Consider the following 11,958-nt stretch of genomic DNA (forward strand, 5'->3'; position numbering starts at 1 on the left):
TCTTGAACGTCCGGCAGAGCAAGAATCTCAGCAATGGAGTGGTTCTCACAGTAGTCGATGAGATCCATCATTAACTGATAATTGGAGATACGAAATTCATGGAAGCGCCCTAAACCTGTTCTTGCATCCATAAGGAAATTCAGTAAATTCCATCCCGCAGAATCAAGCACTTCATCCCGAGTAAACTGCGCGGAGTCACCTTTGTCGACAGCAATCAGCATCTCTTGCCACTGAGTGGGAAACGTATCTAGTCCGCCATAATATTGCCATACTACATGCGCGGCAGACGGCGCGTTTGGATCAATAATATGATTCGGCCTTTCACCTTGATTGCGAATAGTTTCCGATAAGTGATGATCAAAAATTAAGTGAGCATTAGCGACGTAAGGCAGGTTAGTGACAATGTCACGCTCAGTTGTCGTCACCTTCCCATCTTGCATATCCTTTGGGTGAACAAACACGATCTCGTCAATTAGGTTGAGTTTTTTGAGCAACACGGCACAAACCAGCCCATCAAAATCGCTGCGTGTCACTAATCTAAATTTACTTTCAGCTTGTTGATGCTCAGACATAGACAATTTCCTTATTAGCAGTCATATCACTGCTCGGCGTGGGTTTAAGCAGTGTTTTGTATATCAGATCCTGAGTTAACACCTTTTAGGTTTACCAATGCAGGTGGTATGTTTTAATTTTAGACGCCATCGTTTTTTTAACAAACTTAACACAATGGTTTTTAAACATTATTCAACACAGCGCATCATTTTATTGAGCAAATATCGAATAAAGTAATGATGTATGAAGACTGCTGTTACAACTAGGGAATTGAAGGTAAGAAAAAGCCAGCAACAAGTGCTGGCTGTTAGGTTGAGCTAAGAAGGAGGTATCTCTATTTACGTTTATCCTGCACGTACTTTCGGCTCACATCAACAAGCGCTACATCTTTAAAGAAACTACGACCAAGTAACAGTGGGTAAGTCAGATGTGTACGATCGGCAAGCGTAAATTCGGTTCTCTCTTTGAGATCACCAATTTCAATCCAAGCGACAACGACCGCACGTCTTTGTGTCCCCTCTGCACTGGATTGCCGAATTCTGACCCAGCGTTCAACAGGTAAACTTATCTCATCACTTTTGATGTCATCGTGTTCAATCCTGAACTTGACCCAATCATTTCCATCGCGTTCAAAAGCAACAACATCCACGGCACTAATTGAAGAGGTGGCCGCCCCGGTATCGATACGCGCTTTGAAGCTTTCGTTCAAACTCGGCACATAAACCCACTCTTTTTCGCCCAAAATAAGCTTACCATCAGAGGTTTTTTTGGCCTTCACCACAACTGGCTCTTTTGAAGGTTTTTCAACCGGTTTTTGTGCCTCAGTATTTTGTTGTTTTGGCTCTTCAACTTTTGGCTTTTGCTCTGGTTGTGTTGAGGTTTGGTTTAGCGTACTACATGCCATCAAACCAGTACTCAACATTAAAAGAGCAATAAGTTTCAAGTGTTGTTTCATTGACCCACCTAATCAAACTGATAAATATTTAAGAGACATTCACTATGGCTTGAGCAACATACGGAATATGTTGTTCTGATAAGCCTGCAATGTTAATTCGGCCATCACCTACCCCATAGATTCCATATTGATCACGTAGCTGAGCCATCTGTTCTGGAGTAAAGCCTAGCACAGTAAACATCCCTTTGTGACTTTCGATAAAATCGAATTGTGAAGTATTGTGCTGATTTCTCAAATGATTACACAAGGTTTGACGCAGGTTTAACAAACGCTGTTGCATTTCACTTAACTCTTGCTTCCAAATCGCGGTTAATGCTTGATTTTGTAAAATAGTTTTCACCAGTGCAGCACCATGATCGGGCGGCATAGTGTAGGTCGAACGTGCTAACGTTAGTAATTTACCTTTTGCATTCGCTACATCTTGTGCGTTTTTACCGACAACAATCGCGGCACCAGTTCGTTCTCGGTAGAGACCAAAGTTCTTTGAACAAGAGGTAGTGATCAACATCTCTTCGACGTTGTTTGCCATAAAACGCAGCCCTTTCACATCCTCTTCAAGACCTTCACCAAACCCTTGGTAGGCAACATCAACAAAAGGGATGAAGCCATTTTTCTGCGCAAGACTGGTGATCGCTTGCCATGCGGCGAAATCAATATCCGCGCCAGTTGGGTTATGGCAGCAACCATGGATAAGCACCACATCTTTTGGCCCTGCTTGCGATAAATCATCAAGCATCCGTGCAGTATCGACTTGCTTAGTCTCGCGACAGAAGTAAGAATAATATTTCACTTTTAAACCCGCCGCTTCCATCACAGGTTTATGATTGACGTAACTTGGGTCAGTAATCCACACCGTCGTTTCTGGTTGTGCTACGTGCATTAAGTCACCGAGCATACGCAGCGCACCACTTGCTCCAGGCGTTTGAATCGCAGCCACACGATCAAGCACTGAAGTGCCAGACAATAATAAGTTCACCATGCTTTGGTTAAACTCTTCACACCCAGCAAGCCCAACATACGATTTAGTGGTTTGTGTGGCAATCACGTGCTCTTGCGCTTTGGCAATGGCGCGCATAATCGGCGTCTCTCCTTGGCTATTACGATAAACGCCAATGCCTAGGTCAACTTTTTCGCTGCGAGGATCGTTGCGGTATGCAACCGATAATGAAAGTATTGGATCGAGTGTTGGTGTTGGTAAATGTGAAAACATGAAGGTCACAACCCTTTGAAATTCAAGTAATGACCTTCAAGTTAACACTAGATACATAATTTTTACAGTTTAAATTGATGGATTATTTGATTGGCACTGCCTCGCCATTCTAAGCTTGGATCGGCTTTATCCTGTTCAAATTTTCCATCAATCAAGACATCAACATATTCAATGACTTGTCTTTGAGCATCACTGAGTTCGTTTAGGGTATATCCCGTCCATAACCAGATATCTTTCCCCACACATTCAGTCTTTACTCGTTTAACCAATTGCAAAATAGAAGTAAGGTTTTGCGGGTGTAAGGGATCGCCACCCGACAAGGATAATCCTCGTCGCTTGATGCGCGTGTCGTTCAAATCAGTGATGATCTGCTGCTCTAGTTGCTGATTGTAAGTGTGGCCAGAATGCAGCGACCAAGTCCCTTTGTTGTAACATCCTTTGCACTGATGTTCACAGCCGGAGACGAACAGCGTACAACGCGTCCCCGGGCCATTCACAACATCAATCGGATGGTATTGGTGATAATTCATGCCAGCAGGTTACTCACTATCACTTACAAGTGTTTAACGCGACGTTTAACTTCTTCTTGTTTACCGAAGTTAAACGGACGAGCATCTGGGCTGCCAAGGTAGCCACACACGCGGCGGGTTACGGAGACTTTGGATGAGTCGTGATTACCACATTTAGGACAGGTAAACCCTTTACTCGTACACTCAAATTCGCCAGTAAAACCGCATTCATAGCACTCATCAATTGGCGTATTGGTCCCATAATAAGGAACACGGCTGTAACTGTAATCCCAAACGTTTTCAAGCGCTTCTATGTTTTTCTGCATATTCGGAAACTCTCCATAACAGATAAAGCCACCACTTGAAACCTCTGGATATGGCATCTCAAAATCAATTTTATCGTATGGATTAACTTTCTTTTGCACATCCAAATGGAAGCTATTGGTGTAATAACCTTTATCCGTTACACCTTCAATCACACCAAATTCTTTGGTGTCAATACGGCAGAAACGGCTGCAGAGGTTCTCACTTGGCGTACCGTACAAACTAAATGCGTAACCGGTTTCTTCCGCCCATTGGTTAACGGCCCCTTTCAGGTATTTAATAATATCTAACGCGCGATCTCGCAGTTCACTATCATCATAAACATGTGTATCACTGCCATAGAGTGCAGTAATGGTTTCGTGCACACCGATGTAGCCCAAAGAGATAGATGCTCGGCCATTTTTGAATATATCGGCAATAGAATCATCGGCTTTTAAACGAACACCACATGCCCCTTCCATATACAAAATAGGTGCGACGCGTGCTTTGACTTTTTCAAGGCGGCTGATGCGAGTTTCTAAAGCACGGCGAGCCAGTTTTAATTTTTTATCGAGTAATGTGTAGAACTGTTCAATATTTCGGCCCGCTTTCAGCGCGATACGAGGCAAATTGAGACTGACTACCCCCAAATTATTCCGCCCTTCGTGAATCAGCTCACCACCTTCTTCATAGGTATTTAAGAAGCTACGGCAACCCATTGGGGTTTTGAATGAACCAGTCACTTCAACTACTTTGTCGTAGTTGAGAATATCCGGGTACATGCGTTTGGTCGCACACTCTAATGCGAGTTGTTTGATGTCATAATTTGGATCTTCCGCTTTATGATTTAAGCCATCTTTGATGGCAAATACCAATTTAGGGAATACAGCCGTTTTACGATTTTTGCCTAAGCCAGCAATGCGATTTTTCAAAATCGACTGTTGAATCAATTTAGAGGCCCAACTGGTCCCTAGACCAAAGCCGAAAGTGACAAACGGAGTTTGCCCATTCGCGGTATGCAAAGTGTTGACTTCATATTCAAGTGACTGGAATGCGTCGTAGCACTCTTTTTCTGTACGAGACATAGCAAAGGCTTCGGGATGATGAACATCCCACTCTTTTGCTATTTCTAAATGTTTGTCGTAACTGGCTGTCACATACGGTTCAAGCACTTCATCGATACGATTGATGGTGGTGCCGCCGTAAATATGGCTCGCAACCTGAGCGATAATTTGCGCGGTCACTGCAGTGGCGGTTGAAATTGATTTTGGCGTATCAATTTCCGCATTACCCATTTTAAAGCCATGAGTGAGCATGCCTTTTAAATCAATCAGCATGCAGTTAAACATTGGGAAAAAGGGAGCGTAATCCAAGTCATGATAGTGGATATCACCCTCTTCATGCGCTTGCACAATATCACGCGGTAAAATGCGGGTTTTAGCGTAGTGTTTCGCCACAATACCAGCCAGTAAGTCACGCTGCGTTGGGATCACTTTGCCGTCTTTATTCGCATTTTCATTGAGCAGATCGGCATTACTTTCTTCGATAAGGCCTTCAATTTCTTGCGTCAAGGCACTTTGCTTTTCACGCGCGATATCACGATCGTGTCGGTACTCGATGTATGAACGAGCTAATGCTTTATAGGGCCCTTGCATTAGCTCGTTCTCTACTAGGGTTTGAATCTCGGCGATATGGACTTCATCGTGATCTTTGAGCTTCAGTTCTACCGCCAACGCCACATTGAGTGCGTAAATAGCGATCTCTTTATCAATATGTTCAGCTGCACTTTCCACGGCAGATTGAATGCGATCACGGTTGAACGGGGCTCTCGATCCGTCACGTTTGATTACGATAGGTTTCACCATTTCTCCTTACCCCTAGCATACTCACAGAGTTATCCACAAACACACTATATAGAGCAGTTTATTATCCGACTGACACAATATATTGTGGTGCATTTAACGAAAACTCCCAACTCAGGGTATTGATTTGGATCAATAAAAACCGAGCATTGAACAAGATCAATGCGATCTTGGAGTAGTAGATCTCACTTAGAAAAGAAACGATGAAAATTGCAAATTTTTGATTTTTCCTCTTGAAATTTCACCGAACCTGATAGGCTAAGCCTTCGGATTCGATCAGTGAGGTATTGCGATGTTAAAATCAAAATGTGTATGTCGATTAGCGGCAGCAATACTCTTTATTCCCTCTTTCGAGACTTGGGCACAAAGTCTCACATTAGCGACATGGAATGTCGAATTCCAGCACACTATTTCATGATTAATCGAGATCATTTCGTTGCCAAAAAACATCATCCATACTTTTCTTGGAATGGCTTTTCTTGAAATACTGCCCTCGGGCGAGCCAAGTGATAATACATGACCGAAATGAAGTTAATTGGAATGATCAATCCGCACATTGATCAACTTTAACAACTACAGCTCGATTTTTACCCGCCGACTTGGCTTGGTACATTAAACTGTCCGCAACAGTAAGTGAGACTTTATCAGGAACAAGATCGTAATAGGCGCCACCCAAACTGATACTGAGCGTGATGGTATCATTGACTACTCGCATTGGATTTTCATAGACAGATTGACAGATATATTGAGCTTTCAATTTGACCTCTTCAAAGGTATAGAGAGTAAGAATAATGGCGAACTCTTCTCCACCTAAACGAGCAATAAAGTCATTATTGGATAACTTTCTCTGTACATGTCTAACCACATGAATAATGGCTTGATCACCCACTTCATGACCAAACTGATCATTGATTAGCTTAAAGTTATCAATGTCAAACACCAATAAGGTGAAGGGGACGGGAGTTCCTTGCAATTCTGCTATCTTTGATTGGAAGTGTCGGCGATTACTGATTTTTGTTAGCTCATCAGTTTGCGCCAATTTCTCTAGCAAGTGATTTGCTCTCTCTAAATCGATGGTTTTATGTATGACTGCGCGTCTTAACATCAAGATGTAAATACAGAGAACCATCAGAGCTACGCTAATGATGATCGGGATAAAATATTTTGGGTAAACCGTCTCCATGTAGATCCAGCGACTAAATAACTGCATTTTAGAGGCATCAGATACCTTATCTGTCGCATTTGCGAGCTTCTGCCAAAGAACGTCATTGCCCTCTTTCACCCCAAAGCGCAACGGCTCAGAATAGAGAAACTTAACTGGCACATATTTTTTCGGGCTATTTTCTGTAAACATAAAGAGATTAGCGACTTGATAATCGCTAATAAACCCTTCTAATTTTGCACTAGAAGCGGCATACAACATATCTTCATTCGTGGCAAAGTAGACCAAGTTTAATTTAGGTAAATATTGAGCTGCGTAATACGCCTCATAGCCACCCAATACAACGCCAACCTTAATATCGATTTCACCTGAAAATATTTTGTCAAAATCCGTACCGAGTAGGTGTTGATCTAAGAATACGTGCGTCTCGATCGCCATAATTTCAGGTCCAAAATCGAGGAACAGATCTCGCTCAGGTGATTGAATTAGACCCGCATGAACGTCGGCTTGCCCATGTTTAACCAGCTCTAGTGATTCGTTCCAGCTTGCTAGTTTAAATTCAACATCGAACCCGCTTTGCTCAGCAACGACTTTCCAATAATCGACTAAGATTCCGGCAGGCTCTCCTTGCTTATTAATATACGAATACGGTTTCCACTTGGCTGAGCTTGTAATGACCAGAGGTTGAGAAAGATCATGCTCGCTGGAGAGCGGTTCACCGACTTCTGCCGTAGAAGCGATGACTGGAAGCTGCAGCGCCAATAGAGCCATCACTCGAGAAAATATCATCAATAACGCAGATTTCAGTTCCATGTTTTCCTAACTGGGGAGTTTAGTTGACTCAAACACGATTAAGCTTGCACCGCTTTTCTTGTTATGAAACACCTTTAGTTATAATCATAGCGAATTTATCCGTAATCTACCTATTTAAAACTGCATTTTTAATATCCATTGCCTGCTGACATTTTAAAGCTGATAAAAAGGGCGCTGACTACTCAGCGCCCTTTTTATAGTTAGAGCAAGGGAATTGTTAGAACAGAAAGATCAATGACGCATAAGGTATAATACAAAACAGGAATAACCAATAAAGTTAAGACGGTAGAAACAAAGATGCCGAAAATCAGGCTAATGGCTAGGCCATTAAAAATGGGATCATCTAAAATAAATACCGCCCCGATCATGGCCGCTAAAGCGGTAAGCATGATGGGTTTAGCACGAACAGCCGCCGACTGAATAACCGCTTCGGAAAATGCCACACCTTCTTCAACCTGCTGATTAATGAAATCAACCAGCAAGATGGAGTTACGTACAATAATCCCCGCGAGTGCTATCATCCCAATCATCGACGTGGCGGTGAACTGAGCACCAAGTAACGCATGGCCGGGCATGACGCCAATAATCGTCAGTGGAATTGGAGCCATAATGATCAACGGAACAAGGTAGGACTTAAACTGCGCGACAACCAGTAAGTAAATAAGGATCATCCCAACCGCGTAGGCAATGCCCATGTCGCGGAATGTTTCATAAGTGATCGTCCATTCACCATCCCAGAATATTTCGACACCATTTAACCCTGTAGGTTGGTGGATATAATACTGTTCCACAGGTAGACCAAGTGCATTGATGTTGAACGCCATTTCAAACATACCGTATAAGGGGCTGTCTGTTTCACCCGTCATATCCGCCACCACCATCACCATTGGTAACAGGTTTTTATGCACAATGTAGTCATCCATTTGAGTTTGGCGAATAGTAACTAAATCAGACAATGGATATGCACTGCCCGCAGTGCTCCCTACTTTCATGTTCAACACTTGATCTAATCGGACTTTGACGTTTTCACTAGCTTGCACTTGAATGGGGATTGGGTACTTGCTGTGCTCACTGTGCAAATAGGTGATCGGCTTTCCACCGACTGCCGTCGCCAAAGCATCGACTATCGAAGCATAAGGTACTTGATAGTGTGACGCTTTGCTGCGATCAATCACTACTTGCCATTTTTGATGCACTTCCGGTAGATACATATCGATATCGACAATATCCGCTGTTTCGTGGAAGATCCCGCGTAGCATCCTTGCCGCTTGTGCCCGAATGTCATGTGTCGGACCATAAACTTCCGCTAAAATAGGTGACCAAACGGGTGGCCCCGGTGGAACTTCAACGACTTTGACTTTACCGCCAAATCGGCTGGCAACCTCATTAAGCTTGGGGCGTACCTCACTTGCAATCGTATGACTATCTTTATCGCGCTCTTTTCGCCCTAACAGGTTCACCTGAATATCGCCTTGGTTGGCTTGATTGCGCATAAAATAATGACGCACAAGGCCATTGAAGTTGATCGGTGCGGCTGTACCTGCGTAAATCTGATACCCACTGACTTCAGGCACGCTATTTAACACCGCGCCAAGTTCAAATAAAACGCGTTGCGTTTTCTCAAGCGACGCCCCTTCAGGCATATCCAATACCACTTGAAACTCTGATTTATTATCGAAAGGCAGCATTTTTAAAACCACGGCCTTCGTGATTGGCAATAATAGGGAGCCAGCAATAAGCGCAAATACCGCAAGCATCAAGAAAAGCCGGTTACGTCTTTGTGCAGCCGAGACCACGAAAGGATTCATGATTCGGTGAAAGATGCCTTGAGTTGATTGAGATTGTGCTTGATGCGATGAAGGCTTAAGAAACTTGGCCGCTAACCAAGGTGAAAAGAAAAATGCAACCGCCAATGAAATCAGCATTCCCATCGAAGCATTGATGGGAATTGGGCTCATATACGGCCCCATAAGCCCAGAGACAAAGGCCATTGGCAACAGTGCGGCAATCACGGTTAAGGTAGCAAGGATTGTGGGTCCACCCACTTCATCAACCGCCGTAGGAATGAGATCCGCCAGTTTGCGCTTACCTAACGCCATATGGCGGTGAATATTTTCCACAACAACAATGGCATCGTCCACTAAAATGCCAATAGAGAAAATTAACGCAAAAAGCGAGACCCGGTTGAGGGTAAAACCCCATGCCCATGATGCAAACAGTGTCATCATCAAGGTGACAACAATAGCCATACCGACCACGATAGCCTCACGCCATCCCATCGCAATAATCACCAAAATAACGACTGCAGTGGTTGCAAAAATCAATTTGCCGATTAATGTATTGCTCTTATCGGCGGCGGTTTTCCCGTAGTCACGCGTGATTTCAACACTGATTCCGTGTGGAATTAACTGATTTTCAAGTTCTGCAACTTGAGCTTCAACCATCTCAGCCACACGAACAGCGTTTTCGCCTCCTTTTTTAGCGATGGCTAAGGTAACTGCTGGATAAATACCTTGCTTATCACTGGTCCAAACTTGTTGGGTTGATGTATCAACACCCAATTGAACCGTAGCGACATCCGCTAAATATACCGGTGTCTGGTTATGCAGCCCAATCACCAATTGCTTTACTTCTTCAACTTTTGTTAAAAACTGACCAATTTGGATGGGAAACTGCTGATTTTCATGCGTCAGTTTCAACATTGGAGAGCTGTGGTTCGCCGCAGGAAGATGCTGATTCAGTTGATCTAACGTGATGCCAAAGCTGTTCATTTTAACGGGGTCTAAACGTACATCAACAATAGTAGGGTGGCGACCTATCGTATAAATATCTCGTGTACCATCAATGCGTTTGAGCTCTGTTTCTAAACCATGGGCCACTTGCGTTAACTGCTGGTTGTCCAAAGTGCCCGTTTTATCGGATAACGTAATGCTGACGATAGGCACATCTTCAATACCTTTAGGTTTAATGATCGGCTCGCCCACCCCAACGCCTTTTGGCATCCAATCTTTATTGGAATAGAGTTTATTATAAATACGAACCACGGCGTCGTTTCTAGGAACGCCGACATCAAAGATAGCCACAATCATCGCACCATCGGGTTGTGAAAAAGAGTAAATTTTATCAATTCCCTCAATTTCAGAGATGATCTGCTCTGCTGGGTTCGTCACTAAGCTTTCCACTTCCGCCGGAGAAGCTCCGGGAAAAGGAATATACACATCGGCAAAGGTCACATCGATTTGCGGCTCTTCTTCTTTAGGAGTAACCATTACCGCAAAAACGCCCATCAGTAACCCAACAATCGCGAGCAACGGCGTCATCGCTGAAGTCTGAAAAGCTTTGGCAATACGTCCTGAGACGCCTAAACGATTATCCATATCACTCACCTACTTGTGTAAATACACGGCTTGCGACCGTATCGCCTTGCTCCAAGCCAGACAATACTTCCACATATTCACCATAGGTTTGCCCTAATCGCACCGGATTTAGCAGTCGTTTATCATCAACGATGCGATATACGGCACTCAGTTCTGCTCGGCGAATCACAGCGGCAACAGGAATGAGCATCACCTCACGTTGACCATAATTAAACTCTGTCTTGACCCACATTCCTGGCATCACTTGCCCGAGCTTGTCAGTTTGGTCTGCACGAGGCAACTCAAGACGGATTTTGAATGTATGTGATTGAGGATCGGCATAACTGAATAAGCTGTAATCGATTGGGGTTATTTTATCGCCCGTGGGTATAATGACTTGGAATTGAGCAACATTGGTGACTGCAAGCTGATAGCGCTGCGGAATAGCCGTTTCAACACGCAACTCATTGAATGAGAAACCACTGAGCAGCGCAGTACCCGGAGCCACCGTTTCACCCAGCTCTACATGCCGCTCCGTCACGACACCATCATAAGGGGCGGTAATATTGGTGTATCCAAGTGACTCCTTCGCCTGCACGACCGCGGCTTTTGCCGCCTTGACGGCCGCAGCAGCACTTCGAGCTTGAGCTTCAGCGCCATCCATTTGGTCTTGTGAAATCGCACCTTTAGGAAACAGCAGTCGATAACGCTTTAGTTGAGCTTGAGCTTCACGATTTCGAGCCTCTGCACTGGTTAACTGAGCTTGAGATGCGTCTAAAGAAGCCGATTGCTGAATAGCGCTGATTTCTAATAGCACGTCGCCCTTTTTAACAAAATCGTTAACGTCGACATACACACCAACGACTCGACCAGAGGTTTGAGCCGCAACTGTCCCTTTGTTAACTGGCTGGACAACACCTTCAAATGCAATCTGCTGTGGTATCTGCTCATAGGTCACGATATAACGATCATCAGCATAGCCAACGGCCCAATAACCGCTCGTGATTAAGGCAATACACGCAATCCAAATTCGCCTTTTCATACCCATCCCTCATGTTGATCGTTACGATTCCACTTGCTTATTGAATTCTAGTTAGATTAAACCGTTTGCGTTTGCTGTTGTTTATTATTCTTAATGCAGATCAACAAATTAGTTGCACCAAGCCCAACCATCATTGAGATAAAGAATAGCCATACCTCAATATTACCCAGTGCAAGGCTTGATAGTGCTGGCCC

Annotated in this window: 7 protein-coding genes and 2 pseudogenes; all 9 read right to left on the reverse strand. The window is 44.0% G+C overall.

Translation table 11 applies throughout. The features are described 5' to 3' along the window. Positions 1-572 (reverse strand): annotated as a pseudogene (locus AACQ21_RS03515) (exopolyphosphatase); the annotation flags it as partial. A 314-nt stretch (positions 573-886) separates the two neighbouring features. Continuing rightward, complete coding sequence (locus tag AACQ21_RS03520) at positions 887-1,507, reverse strand: ATP-dependent zinc protease family protein (protein WP_013867861.1); 621 nt, start codon at positions 1,505-1,507, stop codon at positions 887-889. 28 nt (positions 1,508-1,535) lie between these two features. Next, positions 1,536-2,717, reverse strand: coding sequence for an amino acid aminotransferase (locus AACQ21_RS03525; RefSeq protein ID WP_013867862.1), 1,182 nt, complete (start codon positions 2,715-2,717; stop codon positions 1,536-1,538). A gap of 62 nt (positions 2,718-2,779) precedes the next feature. Further along, a complete protein-coding gene (nrdG, locus tag AACQ21_RS03530) occupies positions 2,780-3,247 on the reverse strand; it encodes an anaerobic ribonucleoside-triphosphate reductase-activating protein (RefSeq protein WP_105976804.1) in 468 nt (155 codons plus the stop codon). Positions 3,248-3,270: 23 nt separating this feature from the next. Next, positions 3,271-5,391, reverse strand: coding sequence for an anaerobic ribonucleoside-triphosphate reductase (gene nrdD, locus AACQ21_RS03535; protein WP_105976807.1), 2,121 nt, complete (start codon positions 5,389-5,391; stop codon positions 3,271-3,273). Between the two features lie 544 nt (positions 5,392-5,935). Continuing rightward, the gene (locus AACQ21_RS03540; RefSeq protein WP_105976805.1) at positions 5,936-7,366 is read right to left on the reverse strand and encodes a transporter substrate-binding domain-containing diguanylate cyclase; all 1,431 of its coding nucleotides are present in this window, start codon (positions 7,364-7,366) and stop codon (positions 5,936-5,938) included. 200 nt (positions 7,367-7,566) lie between these two features. Continuing rightward, positions 7,567-10,743 carry an efflux RND transporter permease subunit gene (locus tag AACQ21_RS03545; protein ID WP_105976806.1) on the reverse strand — a complete coding sequence of 1,059 codons (3,177 nt, stop codon included), beginning with the start codon at positions 10,741-10,743 and terminating at the stop codon, positions 7,567-7,569. Between the two features lies 1 nt (position 10,744). After that, the gene (locus tag AACQ21_RS03550) at positions 10,745-11,764 is read right to left on the reverse strand and encodes an efflux RND transporter periplasmic adaptor subunit (protein WP_374956403.1); all 1,020 of its coding nucleotides are present in this window, start codon (positions 11,762-11,764) and stop codon (positions 10,745-10,747) included. Between the two features lie 56 nt (positions 11,765-11,820). After that, positions 11,821-11,958: pseudogene (locus AACQ21_RS03555) on the reverse strand (YeeE/YedE family protein); the annotation flags it as partial.

It is taken from the genome of Vibrio sp. V01_P9A10T6, assembly GCF_963877065.1.
Classification (GTDB): domain Bacteria; phylum Pseudomonadota; class Gammaproteobacteria; order Enterobacterales; family Vibrionaceae; genus Vibrio; species Vibrio anguillarum.